Origin of the sequence: Streptococcus sp. SI1 (assembly GCF_030439945.1) — a bacterium.
Lineage (GTDB): Bacteria > Bacillota > Bacilli > Lactobacillales > Streptococcaceae > Streptococcus > Streptococcus intermedius.
The window spans coordinates 301,282-324,505 of sequence record NZ_JAQFJE010000003.1; the positions used below are offsets into that span (position 1 = coordinate 301,282).

26 protein-coding genes are annotated in these 23,224 nt (G+C 39.1%); 9 read left to right on the top strand and 17 right to left on the bottom strand.

Annotation, left to right across the window (positions count from 1 at the left end):
• Positions 1-255: 255 nt before the first annotated feature.
• Genes trmB through PCY10_RS05715 form a run of 4 tightly spaced genes read right to left on the bottom strand, consistent with a single transcriptional unit; the run spans position 256 to position 3,510 of the window.
• Positions 256-891, bottom strand: coding sequence for a tRNA (guanosine(46)-N7)-methyltransferase TrmB (trmB, locus tag PCY10_RS05700; protein ID WP_003078354.1), 636 nt, complete (start codon positions 889-891; stop codon positions 256-258).
• A complete protein-coding gene (ccrZ, locus tag PCY10_RS05705; RefSeq protein WP_003073837.1) occupies positions 888-1,685 on the bottom strand; it encodes a cell cycle regulator CcrZ in 798 nt (265 codons plus the stop codon). Before ccrZ ends, trmB begins: the two co-directional genes overlap by 4 nt.
• 50 nt (positions 1,686-1,735) lie before the next feature.
• Positions 1,736-2,782 carry an ABC transporter permease gene (locus tag PCY10_RS05710; RefSeq protein WP_021003113.1) on the bottom strand — a complete coding sequence of 349 codons (1,047 nt, stop codon included), beginning with the start codon at positions 2,780-2,782 and terminating at the stop codon, positions 1,736-1,738.
• On the bottom strand, positions 2,779-3,510 hold the full coding sequence (locus PCY10_RS05715; RefSeq protein WP_003073841.1) for an ABC transporter ATP-binding protein: 732 nt from the start codon (positions 3,508-3,510) through the stop codon (positions 2,779-2,781). The genes PCY10_RS05710 and PCY10_RS05715 overlap by 4 nt, the downstream gene beginning before the upstream one ends.
• A 68-nt stretch (positions 3,511-3,578) precedes the next feature.
• Between PCY10_RS05715 and PCY10_RS05720 the strand changes: the two genes are divergently transcribed.
• Complete coding sequence (locus tag PCY10_RS05720) at positions 3,579-3,989, top strand: HIT family protein (RefSeq protein WP_003073842.1); 411 nt, start codon at positions 3,579-3,581, stop codon at positions 3,987-3,989.
• 9 nt (positions 3,990-3,998) lie between these two features.
• Positions 3,999-4,286, top strand: a complete 288-nt coding sequence (locus PCY10_RS05725; protein ID WP_003078430.1) for a hypothetical protein — start codon at positions 3,999-4,001, stop codon at positions 4,284-4,286.
• Positions 4,287-4,329: 43 nt separating this feature from the next.
• On the opposite strand, the gene PCY10_RS05730 is transcribed toward PCY10_RS05725, so the two are convergent.
• The 5 genes from PCY10_RS05730 to PCY10_RS05750 form a co-directional block, all read right to left on the bottom strand.
• Positions 4,330-5,433: an LCP family protein gene (locus tag PCY10_RS05730; protein WP_003073846.1), complete on the bottom strand. Its 1,104-nt coding sequence runs from the start codon at positions 5,431-5,433 to the stop codon at positions 4,330-4,332.
• Between the two features lie 7 nt (positions 5,434-5,440).
• Positions 5,441-5,962, bottom strand: coding sequence for a GNAT family N-acetyltransferase (locus tag PCY10_RS05735; protein ID WP_003073848.1), 522 nt, complete (start codon positions 5,960-5,962; stop codon positions 5,441-5,443).
• Positions 5,955-6,395 carry a tRNA (adenosine(37)-N6)-threonylcarbamoyltransferase complex ATPase subunit type 1 TsaE gene (gene tsaE, locus PCY10_RS05740; RefSeq protein ID WP_009568047.1) on the bottom strand — a complete coding sequence of 147 codons (441 nt, stop codon included), beginning with the start codon at positions 6,393-6,395 and terminating at the stop codon, positions 5,955-5,957. Before tsaE ends, PCY10_RS05735 begins: the two co-directional genes overlap by 8 nt.
• Before the next feature lie 337 nt (positions 6,396-6,732).
• A complete protein-coding gene (locus tag PCY10_RS05745; RefSeq protein ID WP_301558940.1) occupies positions 6,733-8,172 on the bottom strand; it encodes an NCS2 family permease in 1,440 nt (479 codons plus the stop codon).
• Positions 8,173-8,289: 117 nt separating this feature from the next.
• Positions 8,290-8,889 carry a DUF1361 domain-containing protein gene (locus PCY10_RS05750; protein ID WP_003078409.1) on the bottom strand — a complete coding sequence of 200 codons (600 nt, stop codon included), beginning with the start codon at positions 8,887-8,889 and terminating at the stop codon, positions 8,290-8,292.
• Positions 8,890-8,995: 106 nt separating this feature from the next.
• On the opposite strand from PCY10_RS05750, the gene PCY10_RS05755 reads away from it, so the two are divergent.
• The 7 genes from PCY10_RS05755 (at position 8,996) to serS (ending at position 16,212) form a co-directional block, all read left to right on the top strand.
• Positions 8,996-9,808 carry a Cof-type HAD-IIB family hydrolase gene (locus tag PCY10_RS05755; RefSeq protein WP_021003116.1) on the top strand — a complete coding sequence of 271 codons (813 nt, stop codon included), beginning with the start codon at positions 8,996-8,998 and terminating at the stop codon, positions 9,806-9,808.
• 222 nt (positions 9,809-10,030) lie between these two features.
• Complete coding sequence (gene adhP, locus PCY10_RS05760) at positions 10,031-11,053, top strand: alcohol dehydrogenase AdhP (RefSeq protein ID WP_021003117.1); 1,023 nt, start codon at positions 10,031-10,033, stop codon at positions 11,051-11,053.
• 271 nt (positions 11,054-11,324) lie between these two features.
• On the top strand, positions 11,325-12,314 hold the full coding sequence (locus PCY10_RS05765; protein ID WP_003073857.1) for a PTS sugar transporter subunit IIB: 990 nt from the start codon (positions 11,325-11,327) through the stop codon (positions 12,312-12,314).
• 17 nt (positions 12,315-12,331) lie between these two features.
• Positions 12,332-13,135, top strand: a complete 804-nt coding sequence (locus PCY10_RS05770) for a PTS mannose/fructose/sorbose transporter subunit IIC (protein ID WP_003073858.1) — start codon at positions 12,332-12,334, stop codon at positions 13,133-13,135.
• Positions 13,136-13,154: 19 nt separating this feature from the next.
• Positions 13,155-14,066 carry a PTS system mannose/fructose/sorbose family transporter subunit IID gene (locus PCY10_RS05775; protein WP_009568043.1) on the top strand — a complete coding sequence of 304 codons (912 nt, stop codon included), beginning with the start codon at positions 13,155-13,157 and terminating at the stop codon, positions 14,064-14,066.
• Positions 14,067-14,350: 284 nt separating this feature from the next.
• The gene (locus PCY10_RS05780; RefSeq protein WP_301558941.1) at positions 14,351-14,722 is read left to right on the top strand and encodes a DUF956 family protein; all 372 of its coding nucleotides are present in this window, start codon (positions 14,351-14,353) and stop codon (positions 14,720-14,722) included.
• Positions 14,723-14,934: 212 nt separating this feature from the next.
• On the top strand, positions 14,935-16,212 hold the full coding sequence (gene serS, locus PCY10_RS05785) for a serine--tRNA ligase (RefSeq protein WP_021003118.1): 1,278 nt from the start codon (positions 14,935-14,937) through the stop codon (positions 16,210-16,212).
• 40 nt (positions 16,213-16,252) lie between these two features.
• Here serS and PCY10_RS05790 read toward each other — a convergent pair whose 3' ends face one another.
• From PCY10_RS05790 to fabG, 8 genes are all read right to left on the bottom strand, one after another.
• Positions 16,253-16,912, bottom strand: a complete 660-nt coding sequence (locus tag PCY10_RS05790; RefSeq protein WP_021003119.1) for a VTT domain-containing protein — start codon at positions 16,910-16,912, stop codon at positions 16,253-16,255.
• A gap of 334 nt (positions 16,913-17,246) precedes the next feature.
• Positions 17,247-18,017, bottom strand: coding sequence for an acetyl-CoA carboxylase carboxyl transferase subunit alpha (locus PCY10_RS05795; RefSeq protein WP_021003120.1), 771 nt, complete (start codon positions 18,015-18,017; stop codon positions 17,247-17,249).
• Positions 18,014-18,877, bottom strand: a complete 864-nt coding sequence (accD, locus tag PCY10_RS05800; protein WP_009568041.1) for an acetyl-CoA carboxylase, carboxyltransferase subunit beta — start codon at positions 18,875-18,877, stop codon at positions 18,014-18,016. The genes PCY10_RS05795 and accD overlap by 4 nt, the downstream gene beginning before the upstream one ends.
• Positions 18,878-18,896: 19 nt before the next feature.
• Entirely contained in the window at positions 18,897-20,264 is a 1,368-nt protein-coding gene (gene accC, locus PCY10_RS05805; protein ID WP_003073870.1) for an acetyl-CoA carboxylase biotin carboxylase subunit, read from the bottom strand.
• A gap of 15 nt (positions 20,265-20,279) precedes the next feature.
• Positions 20,280-20,702 (bottom strand): 3-hydroxyacyl-ACP dehydratase FabZ, encoded by a 423-nt coding sequence (gene fabZ / locus PCY10_RS05810; RefSeq protein ID WP_003070400.1) that lies wholly within the window; start codon positions 20,700-20,702, stop codon positions 20,280-20,282.
• A complete protein-coding gene (accB, locus tag PCY10_RS05815; RefSeq protein WP_021003121.1) occupies positions 20,699-21,178 on the bottom strand; it encodes an acetyl-CoA carboxylase biotin carboxyl carrier protein in 480 nt (159 codons plus the stop codon). The genes fabZ and accB overlap by 4 nt, the downstream gene beginning before the upstream one ends.
• Positions 21,179-22,411: a beta-ketoacyl-ACP synthase II gene (gene fabF, locus PCY10_RS05820; protein ID WP_021003122.1), complete on the bottom strand. Its 1,233-nt coding sequence runs from the start codon at positions 22,409-22,411 to the stop codon at positions 21,179-21,181.
• An 80-nt stretch (positions 22,412-22,491) separates the two neighbouring features.
• Positions 22,492-23,223, bottom strand: coding sequence for a 3-oxoacyl-[acyl-carrier-protein] reductase (gene fabG, locus PCY10_RS05825; RefSeq protein ID WP_021003123.1), 732 nt, complete (start codon positions 23,221-23,223; stop codon positions 22,492-22,494).
• Position 23,224: the final 1 nt, after the last annotated feature.

Sequence of the window (23,224 nt, forward strand, 5' to 3'; positions counted from 1 at the left end):
TGTTTAGCAGACATAAGCAATTGTAACAAATTATAGCTAGCTTTAAAGTTAAGGAAAAGTCCTCTGATGGATAGTACAATCTTCTGTAACATTTTGAATCGTTATGCTGCTACTATTTTTGTACTCGTGAATGGTTTTAAGAAGTGTTCTCAAAACCATTTTATTGCTTGAAATATCGTTTACTACGTCGTTATTTAAACTATTTCCCTGAAAATCAAAAAAGACCACATGGCCTTTTTCATTATTTATTTTACATTAAAACGCTGCTTCGACCCGATAAATGACTTGGCCTTTATTAGCAAATTTTTGCTCGTATTCTGTCATCACATTGTCTTCAAAGTCACTCGCATGCAAATCCAACCAAACGCCATTTAATTTCATACCATATTGGGAAAAACTAACAAGGCTATACTCAAAAAGACCGCGATTATCTGTTTTGAAGTGAATTTCACCATGATCTGGTAAAATCCGCTTAAAGGTATCTAGAAAAGATTTATAGGTCAAACGACGCTTTTCATGACGTTTCTTGGGCCAAGGATCAGAAAAATTCAGGTACAAGCGATCAATCTCCCCATTTTCAAAATAGTTAGTCAGATCAGAACCATCTACCCAAAGAAGTTTGATATTTGGAACATCTGTCGCTAAAACCTTGTCCAAAGCATAACTCAAAACAGATTTTTGAATATCAATTCCAATATAGTTAATTTTTGGATGAGCTTTTGCCATTCCTGAAATAAATGCACCTTTTCCACTCCCTACTTCAACATGAATAGGGTAATTATTTCCAAAAATCTCGTGCCACTTACCTTTTGCTTCAGTGGGATTTAAAATCACATACTGGGGATTTGCTTCTAGTAATTCCGTCGCTCCCTTACGATTCCTTACTCTCATAATACCTTTCTTCCGTATTTTGAACGGAAGTTACGTAGTGCATAAATCTCCCGATTCACATTTTCTAAGTCTGCATTCTCATAGTACTTGGCAATCTGGCACAAGTAAGCATATTGACCATACCAGTATAATTTCTTCAATACGGTTGCATTATACCGATAGCCATAATAGGTCAACCATTCTTTCCAACGTACTTCTGGAATATAGTGGCTTAACATATGGGCTACATCAAACATTCGATCTGTCAAACGCACAGAATCCCAATCTACCAAATACACCAAACCGCTATCTGTTTCAATCCAATTGCTATGTCGAACATCGCCATGTACAATCGTTGCATAATCCTCGCGAAATTGTGGCAGACTACTGTGCATATCTTTTAAAACAGATCGCAAATAATGATTATGACTAAGTGCAATTGGCGCACGATCTAACCAAGACTCGACTAAATCTGCTGGAGTTTCCAGAGCATAACCTAGCCGTCGTAACTGCGTCATTAACGGACGTGAACGGTGCAATCTTGTCAAAATATTCACAATTTGCTTTTTATCCATTTCAGCCGGTGTCAAAATTTTTCCTGACAGCCACTCTTGCGCGCTCATGACATTACCATCTGCCATGCGACGACTCCATAATAGCTGTGGTGCAATTTGTTCTCTAGCTAAACCTACTAAGATTGGGGTTGTATTCATCTTGACGAAAACGCGCGCCCCATCTGGATAGGTGCCCATGTAGGCTTTTCCACTTTTACCTGCAATCGGTGTCAGAGTTAGCTCATTATCAACCAAGTCCATGATTCCCCTCCGTAAAAAGTTTCCTATCTATTTTACTAATTTTACTTCCTTTAGTCAACCAAACTTTTTAATTTAACTGGTAAATAGAAAAAATAAAGCAATAGTGTAACTCCTACCATGAAAAGCAGTGCAACTCTATCTTGGAAAAATAGCAACGCCATAATTGTCTCAACTAACAGCACATTGTAACCAACAAGAACAATCACTTGTCTCACACCCTTTAACTTTAATCCGATTTCTAGAGGAAATAAGAATGTCAAATATTGATAATCAAAAGCGTTGTACAAAGCGGTCAATTGAAATAGCAAAAGATAATTCAACAGTATCACAAAAACAGCCGCAATCCAAGATTGACCGAGCAAGCCAATTCCTAAAAGAGATAGAAATAGCAACCGCATGGTCAAAGCCAGAAAATCACCATTTCGCAAATAAGAGCGTAAAAACATATTCTGCCAAGTGGTTGATTGCCTTTTTGGCAAAATATTCGTCAAACTATCAAGATAGGCTCGGCGTTTCACGCTATTGGAGATTCCTTTTACATTGGTAAATAGAGCAAAGAAACGCAAGATTGTCTGCTTTCGTCTCTCTTCGTAGTCAATGAGATAGCCCCAATTTATGCCTGCTCCTTGATAAAATCTTTGGCTCTTTTTCAAAAATAGAAACCATTTTGCTATTAACATAAAAAATACAAGAATAAACCATCCCCAAAATGGTAATCCTAGCGCCAAAAGGAGTGGCGCTGCTAGTAATAGAATAGCCGTTTGAAATACACTCCATAATAGATAAGATGAACACATTTGTTTTTGTAAATAACTTTTTAATTCTTCTTCTTTGACCAACAAAAATAGACTATCTGGCTTTTCCATATACGTTGCAATTCTTCCCAAAGGCAACAAGAACACCAAAAGAACTGCTAAAGCAAGAATAATTGGCAGGTGATTTTTAGGAAAATTTCGCAACAGTTGACTATATTGAACAGCTAAAAAGCCAATAAAAACTAATAAAAATAGAACAAAATGATCGTTAAAAACATAGCGTGAATATTTCAAACATTGATTGCGAAATACTTGCTTGCGCTTTTGAAACACTTCTTTCATAGACTTGCCTCTTCTGTCAATGCCAGATAGATCTCATTCAGGCTAGCTTCTGGCATAGAAAATTCTGATTGCAACTCTGATAAGTTACCTTTCGCTCGGATTTCCCCCTTGTGCAAAATCACGAATGAATCACACATTCTTTCTGCTGAGTCCAACACATGCGTACTCATCAGGATAGATTTGCCTTTCGTCTTTTCATCTTTCAAAAGCTCTATCAAATCAGCAATCGCTACTGGATCGAGTCCCAAAAATGGCTCATCCACGATAAAGAGACTCGGATCAACTACAAAGGCGCAAATAATCATGACTTTTTGCTTCATTCCCTTTGAAAAGTGAACGGGGAACCAATCCAATTTTTCTTTCAAGCGAAACTTGGTCAATAATTGTTCCACGCGCGCAAAAGCTACCTCTTGATCGACATCATAAGCCATAGCAACTGTTTCAATGTGCTCTCTTAAAGTCAATTCCTCATATAAACTAGGGGTCTCTGGAATAAATCCAATTTTCTTACGATAACCCATGGGATTATCTTGCAGTTTAGCGCCGTCAATTAAAATTTCCCCTTTATAAGGAGTTAAAAGTCCAATAATTTCATTGATTGTTGTAGACTTTCCAGCACCATTCAAACCAATTAAGCCCACCAGCTCACCATTTTCTACCGTGAAACTGATATCTTTTAAAACAGGGATATTTATATATCCGCCTGTAAGCCCTTTTATTTCTAACATATTTTCTCCAAATTCTGGTATAATGTTCTTATATTATAACAAAATCTAGCGAAGTAGAGGTAAATTTGATGACGGACTGCATTTTTTGTAAGATTATTGCAGGGGAAATCCCGGCTTCTAAAGTATATGAAGACGAACACGTTCTAGCCTTTTTAGATATTTCACAAGTGACTCCTGGGCATACCTTGGTTGTGCCTAAAAAACATTTTCGTAATATGCTTGAAATGGACGGAGCAGCAGTCGGCCAACTCTTTGCATGCATACCAAATATTGCTCGTAAAATAATGACAGCAACTGCTGCAAAAGGAATGAATATCATCAATAACAACGAAGAAATTGCGGGTCAGACTGTCTTTCATACACATATCCATTTGGCGCCGCGCTATACTGAGGATGATGATTTGAACGTAACCTTTGTTGCTCACGAACCCGACTTCCCTGCATTGGCAGCTTTAGCCAAAAAAATTTCAAAAGCATAAGGAGAAAGCATGAAATTTAGCAATTTATTGTTATTCACAGGTGCAGCCGTTACTAGTTTTTATTTGGTAAAAAACAGAGAGAAAATCATGGATGAAGCTGTTGAAACCTATGATTCTATAAACAGTATACAGCAGAGCCTTCAAAACATTCAAAAAAATGTACAAGTTATTCAAGCACAAAAAAGCCATTTAGAATCCATTTCACAGGATTTGGCTTACCAATTTAAACTTTTTGAGCAAGAAGCTACTGCACGTCTTCAGCAAATACAAGATACCTGGAATGCTCAGCAAAAATAGATATAAAAAAGGAAGTTAGCTCAAACGCTAACTTCTTTTTTTATCATTGCCCATAATACTGTCCATTTGAACCGGACCCATACGAATTGTTTGAGTAAGCCGATGAATCAGTTCCCCCACTTGCTGGAACCTTTCCTGACTGACTGGTATTAGGAGCACCACCATACAATTCTTCATACAGAACTGCATTGGTTTCCAATTTAGTTACTTCTTCCAAACCTAATGATTTTCTCAAAATATTTTGCATTTCCAATAAATGCTCAGAAGTGACGATTTGATAAGAACCACCATCTGCCAGAGTTGCTCCTTCACCTTTTAACTGTTTGCTTTCGATATTTTTGAAAGCATCTTGATAACCTAATAATTGAGGAATACTACCCGAAGACAACTCAACATTCGTCTGCATATTGTTGCTAACAGCCTTTAAAATAGCTTGATAGTGACTAACACTGTTTAAACTTAATACTTTTTGGACCACTTTTTGAATCACTTCACGTTGGCGTTTCTGACGGCCATAGTCTCCTTCCGGATCTTGATAACGCATCCGCGAATAGACCAGTGCTTGATCACCATTGATATGTTGCTTCCCTGGTTCAACAACTGCTTTGTATTCTGGCTCGTTTTCTTCAATCGAGATAGGAAAACCAAGGGTGTTATTGACTGTAATGCCTCCAACAGCATCAACTAATTGCACCAGACCTTTCATATTGATAAGAATATAACGATCGATGTGAATATTCATCATTTTTTGAATCGTTGAAATTGCTAGTTCGGCACCACCATTAGCATAAGCTGCATTAAGTTTTGCTTGCATTGTCCCATCAGTGGTTTTAATTTTGGTAAGAATATCACGTTCCAAGCTCATCATTGTCGTTTTTTTTGTTTTAGGATTAACTGTTACGAGAATCATAGAATCACTATTTCCAGCCCACCGATCTGAGCGCGATCCACTACCTGTATCCACCCCCATCAAAAGCAAGGTCAAAGGTTTGGTAGCGGCAATCACATTTGTTTCTTTCCCAAAGCTTTTATAAGTCTTAGACAAAGCATCTGTTGATTGGTTATAAATAGTAAATCCATAAACGCCTAGCCCCGCAATAGTTACAAGACACAAACTCAAAAACATTAAGATAATTTTTTTAAACATATTTATTCTAGTCTATCAGTTTTCCCATTAGATAAACATCAAGAAATTCCCCTTCTGTAAGATAGGCTCCTCTTTTTTGAACGCCCTCAATCTCAAACCCAAACGCCTGATACAAATGAACAGCACGTTCATTTCTTGCTTGTACAGTCAATTCTAATCGCCGAATCACTCCAGAATTCTCTGCCCAGTTTATCGCCTCTTCTAAAAGAAGCTTTCCTAAGCCTTGATTCCAAAATGCTCTTTTAACCACGATAAAGACCTGCCCAATATGCCGAATCCGCTCATGAAAATCAGCTGTAATACTCACAAGACCAGTAATTTCATTATCTAATAGTACAATTAGATAAATCTGATTATCTGACGCGGCTTGATGTTCAATGAAAGAGCTCATCTGCTCTTCTGTCATCAAGATCCCTGCGTCATCTAATGTCATGTAATCTGACTCTTGCCCAACCTGATTAAGAAAATCAATCAAATGTACAGCATCCTGAATCTCTGCTTCTCTTATCAGCAATTCTAACTCAGCCATTGAAAAGTTCCTCAAGTAAATTCTCAGCTCGATGACCTTTCGCATCAAAGACCAATTCTCGACCATCATTTTTTCTGAGGATTGTCAGTTTGAGATAGTCGCTTGGCAAGCTATCTTCCAATAATTCACCCCATTCAATGACTGTTACCCCTTCACCAAAGAGAAAGTCATCTAAATCAATCGAATCTGGATCTTCCCCAATACGATACACATCCAAATGATAGAGTGGAAGGCGGCCATCATATTCCCGAACAATTGTGTAGGTCGGACTTTTAATCATTTGTTTGATATTCAGCCCACGTGCTACCCCTTTGGTAAAGGTGGTTTTTCCAGCTCCTAAATCACCTGTTAAAATCAAAACATCTTGTTTTTGGAGTAAAGCACCTAATTTCTCGCCCCACGCCATTAACTCATTTTCATTATGACTAAACATTTTACTATTATATCAAAATTTTTCGTTTTCTGCTAAAATTTGACAAAAGAAAAAGGGGTGGGACAGAACTCATTTTGAAAATTTTTAGTTCGTAGTCTCACTCCCACAAAGATGCTCAACAGTCTGAGAGACTATTGAGGTAATGCATAAAGAAAACAGAGTTTTTGTTAAAAGGACTCTTCTGAGTTTGAAAAGCAACTATTCTTGAGACTTGCTTCGCAATCCCTATTTACCTCCTCAAAGCTGTGCTTTGAGCAATCAACTGCTGTATTGGTGATTTATTCAACGGTGTGCTTGAAGCTAAGAACTTTTGTTCCAACCTCATTTTTTTCAATCATTAAGCCAGAGCCAAACTGATAAAGTTTAGGATAAATAAGACATCCAACACCCAGATAATGGGATGAACTTCCTTAGCTTCACCCTTGATGATTTTCACAAAAGCATACATGATGAAACCTGCAGCAATACCATGAGTAATACTGTAAGTAAAGCCCATGAAAACGGATGTAAAGAATGCTGGTACTGCTTCTGATAAATCGTCCCATTCAATATCTTTCATGCTAGAGAGCATCATCAGTCCCACAATGATAAGAATAGGTGCTACTGCTACTGTTGGTACAATAGCAAGAAGTGGACTAAAGAAACTTGACACAGCAAACAAAGCTGCAACGACAAGCGCTGTCAATCCAGTACGACCGCCTGCTTCAATTCCAGCTGCACTTTCTACATAAGTCGTAACATTTGAAGTCCCTGCAATCGCGCCAATAGTTGTCCCAACCATGTCTGAGAATAATGCCTTGTCCATTTTAGTTTGAAGGCCAGATGAATCTTTAGCAGCTTCTTCATCTGCAATGTTAAAGATGCCCGCTTTGCGCCCTGTACTAATCAACGTTCCGATGTTATCAAAAATATCTGTTAATGAAAAAGCCAAAATAGCAAGAAGCACTTCTGGGATGCGAGAAGGTTTTGCAAATAAAGCTAACAAACCGTTTTTGCCTAAAGCTGCACCAAAAATCTTTCCCAAATCCTGAACAGCAGCACCGATATTATTGGAAGAAAAATTGATTTTTGAAAGATCTACAACTCCCACCAAAATGGCTACGATTGTGGTTGCCGCAATAGATAACACAATACCTCCACGTACGCGTTTCAAGACAAAGAAAATGGTGATGAAAATTCCAAACAAAGCTACAAGAACAGCTGGGTTGTTAAAATCTACCAAGCCCGGTGTTGCCATTCCATTGGCTGTAATAGCTGCTTGGGCCTTATCCGCACCTTTTCCTGTAACGCTATAAGTTCCCGGATCAATTGAGAATTTTAAAAGTCCAGCTTTTTTAACTCCAATGTAAGCTAGAAAAATCCCAATCCCACCAGAAATAGCATATTTTAAACTTTCTGGAATTGCATGAATAATAATTGTACGAACTTTGGTTAGCGTAACAATAATGCTGATAATCCCACAAAGAAAAACCATCGCTAGTGCTTCTTGCCAAATATAACCAAGCGCAAAAACAACGGTATAAGTAAAGAAAGCATTCAATCCCATACCAGGAGCCTGAGCATAAGGAATATTGGCATACAAAGCCATCATCATCGTTCCAGCAACAGTCCCAATGATTGTCGCCAAAAAAACACCTTGAGCCGGCATCCCTGTTTGACTGAGCATCTCAGGATTGACAAAGAGAATATAACTCATTGCAAAGAAAGTGGTTAAACCAGCAAGAACTTCTGTACGAACAGTTGTACCGTTTTCTTTTAGTTTAAAAAGCTTGTCCATTTTTAAATCTCCTTAAAATTTACGAACGATAGTAGATATAATAACACAAAACATTCATAATTTCAACGCTTTTTCAAAAAATAAACAAATCATCACAGTGATTTTTATATAAAATCTTTATTTAGACTGATTTTTACTCAAAAAGACCAAGGACATGATTTGAATAAAGGTAAACCCTAAAATGAACAGCAGACTCTCCCGCTGCAAAGACGCTGCCAGACGCTCAAAAACTAGTGTAGGATGACTAACTAAATCCCAAGAATTAAGTCGATCATAACGACCTATATAAATGGCTAAACTAGATAAAAACGACACCGCTCCAATAGCTAAATACTCTATCCACCAATTCAACTTTAAATAATGTACAATCATGTTCCAGCTCTCAATCCCACATAAAACTCCAAAGAAAATACTTGGAACAAATGCCATAAAAAGATGTAAACTTTCTCGATTCCACAAGGTATTACTCACCCAGTGCATATGTACCAAGTCCGTAATCATATAGAACGTATTGGGGTAAAATGCTAGCCAAAGAAGAATGACAGGTAGGAAAAACCATTTCTTTTTAAACTGAATGGCTAAAAAAGCCGCATCATAGGCAATCAAAGCTAAAAACATATTCCAGATCAAATCCGGCCCCTTCGTTAAAATTCCTTCGACATAAACAATAGCAGAAATGATTGCAAAGAAAATATGAATGACAATTGTTTTACGCATGCTTGATTTCCTCCTTCATTATATAAGAAAACATTATATCACAAATTCTGCACTTTCATCTTAAAATCTGCTATAATAGAAAACAGCACAAATGAAAGAGTAAATTATGACTAAAAAAGTAATTGCAGTAGATTTAGATGGAACTTTGCTCAATTCTGACAGCAAACTTTCTGAATTTACAAAAGAAACCATTAAAAAAATTTCTAAAAAAGGCCACCATGTTGTTATCACAACAGGACGACCTTATCGGATGGCACGAGAATTTTACAAAGAGTTGGAGTTACATACGCCAATGATTAATTTCAATGGTTCTTTGACTCATATTCCTGAGAAAAAATGGCAACAAGAAAGATGCATCACCTTAGATAAAAAATATCTATTGGATATTGTCAAACGGAAACAAGAAATTAAAGCAGACTTCATTGCTGGAGAGTATCGGAAGAAATTCTATATTACAGCTCCCAATGAAACAATTGCTGACCCCAAATTGTTTGGTGTGGAATCTTTTCGCCCTGAAAATCAATTCAAGCCAGAATTAGTGACCAAGAATCCCAACTGCATTCTTTTACAAACACATGCTAATGATAAATATGCCCTAGCTGATGAATTGAATCAATTTTATCATCAGCAATTATCTATCAACACTTGGGGAGGACCACTAAATATCCTTGAATGCACTCCAAAGGGTGTAAACAAAGCCTTTGCTTTAAAATATTTATTAGATATTCTAAACGTAGATCGAAAAGATTTGATTGCTTTTGGTGACGAGCACAATGATACAGAAATGCTAGCATTTGCCGGTACTGGCTATGCCATGAAAAATGCGAGTCAAACACTGCTTCCCTATGCAGATGAACAACTACCACTGACCAATGATCAAGATGGTGTCGCTCATCAACTGTTAAAATTATTTTTATAAGAATTCATCCTGTTAAAGAAATCCTTCATCATAAGGGGATTTCTTTTTTGGTTCATCACTTTCTTGTTAATAAATCACATACTATTAAACCAGTTAAGGAAAATTTCAAGAGATTTTCTGTAAACGCTTGCAATAACATTTAGCTTTTGTTATAATAAATTTATCAAAAATCAAACTTAGAGTTGAAAATGTCTTAACTCTTATAATAAGGAGGATTACTGTATGAAAGCAGTTGTTGTTAATCCAGCAGGCACTAGTGTCGAAATTGTTGAAAACAAGGAACTACGTCCCCTTGAAACAGGCGAAGCACTCGTTGAGATTGAATATTGTGGTGTCTGCCATACTGACCTTCACGTAGCACATGGTGATTTCGGAAAAGTTCCAGGACGTGTTCTTGGTCACGAAGGAATCGGCATTGTCAAAGAATTAGCACCTGATGTGACAAGCTTAAAAGTTGGCGATCGTGTCAGCGTCGCTTGGTTCTTTGAAGGCTGTGGTATTTGTGAATACTGTACCACTGGACGTGAAACACTTTGTCGGACTGTAAAAAATGCAGGCTACTCCGTTGATGGAGGTATGGCCGAACAATGTATCGTCACAGCTGATTATGCTGTTAAAGTTCCTGAAGGATTAGATCCTGCGCAAGCTTCTTCTATCACTTGTGCTGGTGTTACCACTTACAAAGCTATCAAGGAAGCAAAAGTTGAACCAGGGCAATGGGTTGTCATGTACGGTGCAGGAGGTCTTGGTAACCTCGCTGTACAATACGCTAAAAAAGTGTTCAATGCTCATGTCATTGCCGTTGACATCAACAATGACAAACTTGAGTTGGCTAAACAAGTCGGAGCAGATATCGTTATCAATGGTCACGAAGTAGAAGATGTTCCAGGATTAATTAAAGAAAAAACAAACGGTGGAGCTCATTCTGCTGTTGTAACAGCGGTTTCTAAGGTTGCCTTCAACCAAGCCGTTGATTCTGTACGTGCAGGTGGGCGTGTAGTAGCCGTTGGACTTCCCTCAGAAATGATGGATCTCAGTATTGTGAAAACTGTACTTGATGGCATTCAAGTCATCGGCTCTTTAGTTGGCACCCGTAAAGATTTAGAAGAAGCATTCCAATTTGGTGCTGAAGGTCTGGTTGTACCAGTTGTCCAAAAACGCCCTGTAGAAGATGCCGTAGATATCTTTGATGAAATGGAAGCCGGAACAATTCAAGGTCGGATGGTTCTTGATTTTACTCACTGATAAGTAGAACCCCTACAGAAGGGTGGAGATATTTTTCCACTCTTCTTTTTCATTTTCAAAGAATCTCATCCATTTTCAGCAATCGCTTTCAATCGTTAATATATTGTTAAAATAACTAGTTTTATTCATTGACAAATCTGTCAAAAATTATGAAAGATTTTGACTTTTTTAGCTCAAACTATTGCATTTTTCATGAAAACGTTTTATACTTAAATAGTCTTAAATTTTTCTTAAACTTAAGTCAAACATTTTATAAGGAGGAAAGACAATAATGAGTATCGGAATCATTATTGCAAGCCATGGTGAATTTGCTGCGGGTATTCATCAATCAGGTTCCATGATTTTTGGTGAGCAAGAAAAAGTTCAAGTTGTAACTTTTATGCCAAATGAAGGTCCTGATGATTTGTACGCTAAGTTCAATAATGCTGTGGCTGCTTTTGACGCGAACGATGAAGTTCTAGTTTTGGCTGACCTTTGGAGTGGCTCTCCATTTAACCAAGCTAGCCGCGTAATGGGTGAAAATCCTGACCGCAAATTCGCGATCATCACAGGCTTGAATCTGCCAATGTTGATTCAAGCTTATACAGAACGGATGATGGATGCCAATGCTGGCGTTGACGCTGTGGTTGCAAACATCATCAAAGAAGCCAAGGAAGGAGTGAAAGCTCTTCCTGAGGAACTAAATCCTGTAGTTGAGGTAACAAGTGCACCTGCTGCACCAACTGCTCAAGCTGCTATTCCAGAAGGAACCGTTATCGGAGATGGCAAATTAAAAATCAATCTTGCACGTATCGATACACGTCTTCTGCATGGTCAAGTTGCGACTGCTTGGACACCAGATTCGAAAGCAGACCGTATCATCGTTGCTTCAGACTCAGTAGCGCAAGATGAGCTTCGTAAGGAGCTGATCAAACAAGCTGCACCTGGTAATGTCAAAGCAAATGTTGTTCCAATCGACAAATTGATTGCAGTAGCAAAAGACCCTCGTTTTGGCGAAACACACGCACTTATTCTTTTTGAAACACCTCAAGATGCACTTCGTGCTGTTGAAGGTGGCGTGAATATCAAAACACTTAACGTTGGCTCAATGGCTCACTCAACGGGTAAAACAATGGTGAATAACGTATTATCAATGGATAAAGATGACGTTGCAACCTTTGAAAAATTGCGTGACCTAGGAGTTGAATTTGATGTACGTAAAGTACCAAACGACTCTAAAAAAGATTTGTTTGACTTAATTAATAAAGCCAACGTTCAATAATGGAAAGGATTTAGAATATGTCAATTATTTCTATGATTTTAGTGGTCTTCGTTGCCTTTCTTGCCGGACTTGAAGGAATCTTAGACCAATTTCAATTCCACCAACCACTTGTTGCATGTACTCTAATTGGTCTTGTAACAGGGCACTTAGAAGCCGGTGTTATCCTTGGTGGATCACTACAAATGATCGCTCTTGGTTGGGCAAATATCGGTGCTGCTGTTGCACCTGATGCTGCCCTTGCTTCTGTTGCTGCTGCTATCATATTAGTACAAGGCGGGGACTACACTAACAAAGGAATTGCTGTTGCAACTGCTGTTGCTATCCCACTTGCTGTCGCAGGTCTTTTCCTTACAATGATCGTGCGTACGATCTCAGTTGCTCTTGTTCACGGCGCTGATGCAGCTGCTAAAAAAGGTGATATTGCTAGCGTAGAACGTGCTCACTTTGTAGCCCTTCTTTTGCAAGGTCTTCGGATCGCTCTTCCTGCTGCACTTCTTCTTGCTATCCCAGCCGAATCAGTTCAACATTTACTCGGTCTCATGCCAGTTTGGTTGAAAGATGGTATGGCCATCGGTGGCGGCATGGTCGTTGCCGTTGGTTACGCTATGGTTATCAACATGATGGCAACTCGCGAAGTATGGCCATTCTTTGCTATCGGTTTTGCACTTGCAGCTGTTAGTCAATTAACTCTTATCGCTCTTGGTACAATCGGTGTTGCAATCGCACTTATCTACCTTAACCTTTCTAAAAAAGGCGGAAATGGTGGTGGAGGATCTGCTACATCAAATGACCCAATTGGTGATATTTTAGAAGACTACTAAGAAAGGAGCTACTAATATCATGACAGAAAAAATTCAATTATCAAAATCAGATCGTCAAAAAATTTGGTGGCGTTCAACTTTCTTGCAAGGTTCTTGGAACTATGAACGGATGCAAAACTTAGGTTGGGCTTATGCATTAATTCCAGCTATCAAAAAATTATACACTAAAAAAGAAGACCAAGCTGCTGCTCTCGAACGTCATTTGGAATTCTTCAATACTCACCCATATGTAGCAGCACCTATCATCGGGGTTACCCTTGCTTTGGAAGAAGAAAAAGCAAATGGTGTCGAAATCGATGATGCTGCTATCCAAGGGGTTAAAATCGGTATGATGGGACCTCTTGCTGGTATCGGTGATCCCGTATTCTGGTTCACAGTTCGCCCTATTCTCGGCGCTCTTGGTGCGTCTCTTGCTTCAGCGGGAAATATCATGGGACCAATTCTCTTCTTTGTCCTTTGGAATCTCATCCGTATGGCTTTCTTATGGTACACTCAAGAACTCGGCTATAAGGCTGGCTCTGAAATTACAAAAGATATGTCAGGTGGTATCCTACAAGATATCACTAAAGGGGCTTCTATTCTTGGTATGTTTATCCTTGCTGTACTCGTTGAACGTTGGGTAAACGTAAGCTTTGCGCTTCACCTTCCTTCAACAAAGCTTTCAGAAGGTGCTTACATCAACTTCCCTAAAGGTGCCGTAACTGGCGAACAACTTCAAAAAATCTTAGGCGATGTTGCTGGCGGCTTGAGTTTAACTCCTGAAAAAACAAATACTCTTCAAGGACAAATTGATTCCTTGATTCCTGGGTTGATGGGGCTTTTGCTCACCTTCCTTTGCATGTGGTTGCTTAAGAAGAAAGTTTCACCAATCACTATCATCATCGGATTATTCATCGTTGGTATTGTTGCCAAAGTTATTGGTTTGATGTAAAACGAAAAGAAGGCTTCTGCCTTCTTTTTTTTTATCTTAAATTTCCAAAAGCGATGACTCAACTTCTAGAACAAGATTAGCAATTACTAGATACCACCTTCCGACCTACTGTTGTCCTATAACCCAACCCAATCCAAAGATTCTTGAGTCTGTGTTCGATTACTGACAACACTCGGAGGCAGTGGACAACCTTATCATTCAAAAGCTAGCTTTGAAGAAGAAATGAATTTTTCAACTCGAATATGATATAATAAAAAAGAAAGATTTAAGAAAAAGAGGGAAAGATGGCACAATCACAAAATACAAAAATCAGCTTCAAAACAACTGGAATTTCTTATCTGGGGCTTGGAGGAAAAGTTGGCAAATTTTTACTTGGAGATAAGGCACTCGAATTCTATGCCGATGCCAACGTCGAAGACTACATTCAAATTCCTTGGGAAAGTATCAAGAAAATCGGAGCCAATGTGTCGGGCAAACGAATTAGTCGTCATTTTGAAGTCTTTACTGATAAAGGCAAGTTCCTCTTTGCCTCAAAAGATGCTGGAACTATTCTGAAACACGCTCGAAATCATATTGGCAATGAAAAGGTTATTAAATTACCAACATTGATTCAAACAATTGGTCAATTTATTAAAAATCTATTTGCAAAAAAATAAATTTTTTTGTATAATCGTAAGAAACGGATAAGTAAATCTATATCTCTTTCAGAAAGTCTGCGGTGGCTGTGAGCAGATAGAGAGCTAGTTTGAAATTCTACCGTAATACTAATTTCATAAACAATCAAGTGCACTTATGTGAAGTTGGATGGAACCGTGGCCCTGCCACTCCAACAGTTTCACAGGTGCACTTTTATTCTCTAGGAGGTCTTATGTTAGATATTAAACGCATTCGCACAGATTTTGATGCTGTCGCTGAAAAATTGGCTACACGTGGTGTAGATGCCGCTGTCTTGAATGAAATAAAAGAAATCGATGCCAAACGTCGTGACATCTTGGTTAAGGTTGAAACCCTTAAGGCAGAGCGTAACATTGTTTCGGCTGAAATTGCCCAAGCTAAGCGCAACAAGGAAAATGCAGACGATAAGATTGCTGCTATGCAGACCCTATCTGCTGAGGTAAAAGCTTTAGATGCTGAATTGGTAGCAATCGATGCTAAATTGACCGAATTCACTACTACTCTGCCTAATATTCCACATGATAGTGTTCCTGTTGGTGTCGATGAAGATGATAATGTGGAAATCCGTCGTTGGGGGACACCACGTGCATTTGACTTCGAAGCTAAAGCTCATTGGGATTTGGGTGAAGAGCTGGATATCTTAGACTGGGAGCGTGGGGCAAAAGTTACTGGTGCTCGTTTCCTCTTCTATAAGGGCTTAGGAGCTCGATTAGAGCGTGCCATCTATAACTTCATGCTGGATGAACATGGCAAAGAAGGCTATACAGAAGTCATCACTCCCTACATGGTCAACCACGATTCTATGTTTGGGACTGGGCAATATCCTAAGTTTAAAGAAGATACTTTCGAGCTGGCTGATACTAACTTCGTTCTGATTCCTACTGCTGAAGTTCCACTGACCAACTACTATCGAGACGAAATTCTAGATGGCAAAGACTTACCCATCTATTTCACAGCTATGAGCCCATCATTCCGCTCTGAAGCTGGCTCTGCTGGTCGTGACACGCGAGGTCTGATTCGTCTGCACCAATTCCACAAAGTTGAAATGGTTAAATTTGCCAAGCCAGAAGAATCTTATGAAGAGCTGGAAAAGATGACTGCAAACGCTGAAAACATCCTGCAAAAGCTAAATCTGCCTTACCGTGTTGTAGCTCTTTCTACGGGAGATATGGGGTTCTCTGCTGCTAAGACCTACGACTTGGAAGTCTGGATTCCAGCACAGAATACCTACCGTGAAATTTCTAGTTGCTCTAACACTGAAGATTTCCAAGCTCGTCGAGCTCAAATCCGCTACCGTGACGAAGCAGATGGTAAGGTCAAACTCTTACATACTTTGAACGGTTCCGGTCTCGCAGTTGGGCGTACTGTTGCTGCGATTCTTGAAAATTACCAAAATGAAGATGGTTCTGTTACGATTCCAGAAGTGCTGCGGCCATACATGGGTGGTATAGATGTCATCACACCGAAGTAACATAAAAACTCTGAGATTTTCATATCATCTCAGAGTTTTTTTATCGTTTCATTTGATTATTTCTTTTTTTAATCAATGCACTTCGAACAATACTTATCACAGTTGGGAGTAAAGTAACAATGACAATTCCAAAAATAATGGCTGAAAAATGTGCTTTCACAAAGGGAATATTACCAAAAAGATAGCCGGCCCCTGTTGCAATTATAGACCAGGACACGGCAGCAAGGAAAGTCCGTTTCAAAAAAGAATGGATAGGAAATTGACTAATACCCGCTACAAAAGGAACAAAGGTACGAATAATGGGAATATAACGCCCTAAAATAATGGAAGTGGAACCATGCTTTTCAAAATAGGCTTCCGCTTCTTTGATATTTTCTTCTTTTATCAACTTACTAAAAAACTTATAATGTACAAAACGATATCCCAAAGTTCTACCAATAAAAAAATTACAGGTATCGCCCACAAAAGCCCCAACGAAAAATAGGAATATAAAAAGTAGGACGTTAAAATGCATTTCTGGATTGGCTGATAAGGCCCCTGCCGCAAAAAGTAAGCTATCTCCCGGCAAGAACGGAAAGACTACAGCAGCTGTTTCAATAAAAATGACCAAAAATAAAATCAGGTACGTCCAACCACCTACTGCATTAGCAATATTGTAAATATGCTCGTCAATATGTAAAATAAAATCAATAATAAACATCTCTTCTCCTTTTGTCTATTCTCTATTATATCAGAAAACGAAGCAGAAGAAACACATTCTGAAAATTAAAAGGAGTAAAATTAGAAACTAAAACTTAAAAACGTTTAGTTTCTAATTTTACTCCCCAAAAAGTTGTTCAACAGTCTGGAAGACCATCTAGATGGTAGATACAAATAGCGACGTTTTTGCCAAAAGTACTCTTCCAAACTTAGAAGTAATAGCCTTGAATCTGAATTCGTAAATTCTATCCACCTTCTCCAAGCAGTGCTTTAAACAATCAGCTACTATCACATTGGTTGATTTTGCAGTAGAAGGCTTTCCTCCTCTTGTAGATTTAATATTTTCTAAATCGTTGGTAACGTGTTTCTAAAAGCTGTTCAACTGATAGCTGGGATAAGTTAGTTAATTCAGCAACTATTTCTTGCTTCACAGCGTCCAACAAATTTTGATTGTTCAGTCCCGCTTCTGGAATCACCTTGTCCACTACGCCCATCTCAAAAAGTTCATGAGAAGTAATTTTCATGAGTTCTGCAGCTTCCATGGCACGACTGCCATCTTTCCATAAAATCGAAGCAAAACCTTCTGGACTAAGTACTGCGTAAATCGAATTTTCTAGCATCCACACTCTATCTGCGACTGCTAAAGCAAGCGCACCACCAGATCCACCCTCACCGATAATAATAGCGATAATTGGTACCTTTAAATCACTCATTTCGAGCAAATTACGTGCAATCGCTTCTCCTTGGCCACGCTCTTCAGCTCCAACCCCTGGATAAGCACCAGCTGTATTAATAAACGTCACAATAGGACGACCAAACTTCTCTGCCTGCTTCATCAAACGAAGTGCCTTCCGATACCCTTCTGGATGAGGCTGACCAAAATTACGTTGTAAATTATCCTGTAAATTGCGTCCCTTTTGGATCCCAACAACAGTGATGGGCTGGCCATTCAAGATTCCAATACCACCAATTACTGCCCCGTCATCTCGGAAAGAGCGATCTCCATGCAATTCAATAAAATCTTCACAAATTCCTTGTGCAAAATCCAAAGCTGTCAACCGCGCCTGATCTCGTGCTTCTTTAATAATTCGAGTAATATTCGTCATTGTTTACCTCCATGGAAAGCAAGCAGTCTAGCAATGGTGGAACGCAATTCCAAGCGCTTGACAATGGCATCAACAAAACCATGCTCAAGCAGAAATTCTGCTTTTTGAAAATCGTCTGGCAATTTTTCGCGGACAGTGGTTTCAATCACTCGACGACCTGCAAAGCCAATCAGCGCTTGAGTTTCAGCCAAGATGATGTCTCCCTCCATAGCAAATGAAGCCGTCACTCCACCTGTTGTTGGATCAGTTAAAACTGTCAAATAAAATAAACCAGCATTAGAATGACGCCTCACAGCTGCAGACACCTTAGCCATTTGCATCAAACTCATAATTCCTTCTTGCATACGAGCGCCACCAGAAGCTGTGAACAGCGTAACTGGCAACTGGTGTTCTGTTGCATATTCAAAAAGGCGGGTAATTTTCTCTCCAACAACTGTTCCCATAGAAGCCATGATAAAGTTTGAATCCATGATTCCCAAAGCAGTCGTTTGTCCGTCAATTGTTGCAATTCCTGTCAGTACTGCTTCATCCAAACCTGTTTTTGCGCGAATTTTTTTCAATTTTTCACGATAATTTGGAAAATCCAACGGATCTGTCGTTTCAATTCCGGTAAATAATTCCTCAAAGCTATTGGCATCTACTGTCAAATTGAGACGTTCAAAAGCTGAAATACGAAACGTATAACCACACTGTGGACAAATACGTTCACTCCCTAAATCTTTTTGGTAAATGATATGTTTACATCCTGGGCATTTTGAAAATAATTCATCGGGAAACTCAGGCTTTGCTTGAGGCACCTCACGACTTGAACGATTGGGATTGATACGAATATATTTATCCTTTTTAGAAAACAAAGCCATGATCTATATCTTTACTCCTCTAATTTTTCTTTTGATAAGCTGGTAAAAATTTCTCCATAAGAAAAGCTGTATCATAGTCTCCAGCGATGACATGTGAATCTGAAATCAAATCCAATTGAAATCTGCTATTTGTCACAACACCATCAATTTCTAATTCATAGAGTGCGCGTTGCATCTTCATTAGTGCATCAAAACGATTTTCACCATGCACAATAATTTTGGCAATCATACTATCATAATAAGGTGGAATCGTATAACCTGGATAAACTGCTGAATCTACACGCAGCCCCACACCACCACTTGGCAAATAAAGATTGGAAATCTTTCCTGGACTTGGTGCAAAGTTGAAGGCAGGGTTTTCAGCATTGATTCGACATTCAATAGCGTGTCCCGTTATATGTATATCTTCTTGATTAAAAGCTAGCTCTTGCCCCGCAGCGATTTTTATCTGTTCCTTAACAATATCGATCCCTGTTACAAATTCTGTTATCGGATGTTCAACTTGAACTCGAGTATTCATTTCCATGAAATAAAATTCTCTTTTTCCTTCGTCAAACAAAAATTCAATCGTCCCTGCATTTTCATAGCCAACAGATTGAGCAGCTCGTACAGCAGCTTCACCAATTTGACAACGAAGGGTCTTACCAATTGCAACCGACGGGCTTTCTTCTAACACTTTTTGATTATTTCTTTGAAGCGAACAGTCGCGTTCACCTAAGTGAACGACATGACCATGTTGGTCAGCCAAAATTTGAACTTCAATATGCCGAGCTGGGTAAATAACCCGTTCCATGTACATAGCACCATTTCCGAAAGCTGCTTTGGCTTCAGTGGAAGCTGATTCAAAGGCAGCTACTAAATCTTCTGCCCTTTCAACCTTCCGAATACCTTTACCACCACCACCAGCGGAAGCTTTGAGCATGACTGGATAGCCAATTTTTTCTGCAATCGCAAGTGCTTCTTCTGGCGTATGAACTTCACCGTCAGACCCTGGAATAACTGGAACATTTGCTTTAATCATCTGCGCACGCGCATTGATTTTATCACCCATTAAATCCATAACTGCTCCAGAAGGACCGATAAATTTAATCCCAACTTCCTCGCACATGGTCGCAAATTTAGAATTCTCACTCAAAAAGCCAAAACCAGGATGAATCGCCTCTGCCCCAGTCAAAACTGCAGCAGAAAGAACTGCATTCATATTAAGATAAGACTCCGTTGACTTCGCTGGACCAATGCAAACCGCCTCATCTGCCAATAAGGTATGAAGGGCCTCTTTGTCAGCTTTTGAATAAACTGCTACTGTCGTAATTCCTAATTCTCTGGCCGCTCGAATAATTCTAACCGCAATTTCCCCACGGTTGGCAATTAAAATCTTACGAAACATGGTGAAATCTCCTTTTTATTGTCCGAGTGCAAAAGTTAAAGTACCACTTGCTGCCAATTTCCCGTCAACTTCTGCTTTAGCTTCCACAACAGCAATTGTTCCACGACGTTTGACGAATTTAGCAGTCATGATAAGCTGGTCACCTGGAACAACTTGTCTCTTGAACTTGACCTTATCCATACCAGCATAAAAGACTAGCTTACCTTTGTTTTCTTCTTTAGACAATTCCAAGACACCAGCAGTCTGAGCCAAAGCTTCCATAATGAGAACGCCAGGCATAACAGGATACTGAGGAAAATGTCCGTTAAAGAAAGGCTCATTAATTGTCACATTTTTAAGAGCGACAATTTCATCTTCACTGACTTCCAAAACGCGATCTACCAAAAGCATCGGGTAGCGGTGAGGAAGTGCTTCTTTTATTGCATTGATATCAATCATTTAATGCGTACCAGCCCTTTCCCAAATTCAACCATTTCTTCATTTTGGACCAGAATTTCTGTAACCAGACCGTCTTTAGGTGATGGCACTTCGTTCATTACTTTCATGGCCTCAATAATCATCAAGGTCTGACCTTTTTTTACTTGATCACCAACTGATACAAACGGTGGCTTATCCGGACCAGCAGCTAAATAAGCTACCCCAACCAAAGGACTTTCTACAACATCACCTTCAGCTGTTGGCGCTTCTGGACTAACCGTTTCCTCTACAATCGAAGCAGTAGTTGACTGAGCAACTTCTACTGGTGAGACAAGATTGGTCTTCGCTGTTGACTCTTCTGAAGGCTGAGTACATGATTCAAATGGTTTATCATTCTTGCTAAACGTTAATTCATCACTTTGATTTTTATAAGAAAATTCGCGTAAACTTGATTGGTCAAATTGAGCCATCAAATCTTTGATTTCATTGATATTCATTTAAGCCTCCCAGCGCTTGAATGCAAGAACCGCATTATGCCCACCAAAACCAAAAGTGTTTGAGATAGCATAAGGAATATCATACTCTTTCCCTTGACCATAGATAACATTTGCCTCCATGTAGTCTGAGAGTTCTTGTGTCCCCGCAGTCATTGGTACAAAGCTATGACGCATCGCTTCAATAGTTGCAATAGCTTCAACAGCTCCAGCTGCTCCAAGTAAATGACCTGTAAAGGACTTTGTGGAGGAAACTGGCACTTCTTTTCCTAAAACAGCAACAATTGCCTGACTTTCACCTTTTTCATTAGCTTGTGTAGAAGTTCCATGAGCATTCACATAAGCAATATCTGAAGGGTGAATTTCAGCTTCCTCAAGCGCCATTTTCATCGCCTTAATCGCACCAGCTCCTTCTGGATGTGGGGAGGTCATATGATAAGCATCACAAGTATTACCATAACCAACAATTTCTGCTAAAATCGTTGCTCCACGTTTTTCAGCGTGTTCCAAACTTTCCAGCACCAACATACCTGAACCTTCCCCCATAACAAACCCATTCCGATCTTTATCAAAGGGAATAGAGGCACGAGTTGGATCTTCAGTTGTAGATAAAGCTGTCAAAGCTTGGAAACCAGCGATAGCAAATGGTGTAATGGAAGATTCCGAACCTCCAACTAACATGACATCTTGGAAACCAAATTTAATAGAACGGAAAGCATCGCCAATCGCATCATTGGATGAAGCACACGCCGTATTAATAGATTTACAAACTCCATTTGCACCAAAGCGCATCGCAACATTTCCCGCCGCCATATTCGGTAAAGCTTTTGGTAGCGTCATTGGTTTAACACGTCTTGGACCTTTTGCATGCAAACGAAGAACCTGATCTTCAATTTCTTTAATTCCCCCAATTCCTGATGCCACAATGACACCAAAACGCTCACGATTGATTGTTTCAACATCTAATTTAGCAGCATTTATAGCTTCTTGGGAAGCATAAAGAGCATAAAGGGAATAATCATCAAATCGATTAGTATCTTTTTTAATGAAATATTTATCAAAAGGAAAATCCTGAATTTCTGCAGCATTGTGAACTGCAAAATCACTATTATCAAACTTTGTGATTGGCCCAATTCCAATCTTTCCTTCTTTCAAACTATTCCAAAATTCTTCAGGTGTGTTCCCAATGGGAGAAGTCAAACCATACCCTGTTACAACAACTCGATTTAGTTTCATATCGAACTCCTTTATTCTGATTTATAGCTAAGAAAAATATCTCTTCAAAACTTTCTGTTTTTGTCCAACTTAATTTATCATTACATGGCTAAGCCACCATCAATAGCAATAACTTGTCCTGTTAAATACTCTTGACGGGCTAGAAAGGTCGCCACTTCTGCCACTTCGCTGGTATTACCAAAGCGCTTCATTGGAATCTGAGCCAGTGTAGCTTCTTTTACTTTATCAGACAAAACATCAGTCATATCCGACTCAATCATGCCTGGTGCAATAGCATTTACTCGTACATTACGAGCTGCTACCTCACGCGCTACAGATTTAGTGAAACCAATAAGCCCTGCTTTAGAAGCTGCATAATTTGCTTGACCGACATTCCCAATCAAGCCGACAACACTAGATACATTGATAATAGCACCCTGACGAGCTTTTGTCATTGGCTTCAAAACCGCTTGCGTCATATTAAAAGCACCAACAAGATTCACTTTCAAAACCTGTTCAAAATCTTCCTCAGTTAATTTCAACATAAGTTTATCTTTTGTGATACCAGCATTATTGACCAGAATATCCACGCTTCCAAGTTTTTCAATAGCTTCCTCTACCATTCGCTTAGCATCTGTACTATCTGATACATCACCAGATATCGGAATCACTTGAACTCCATAATCTGAAAATTCAGAAATGAGCTCCTCACCAATCTCACGGCGACCATTTAAAATAATGTTGGCACCTAAGCTTGCAAACTTATGAGCCATTGCAAGTCCAATGCCACGTGTTGAACCAGTTATAAAAACATTTTTTCCTTTAAGTTCCATA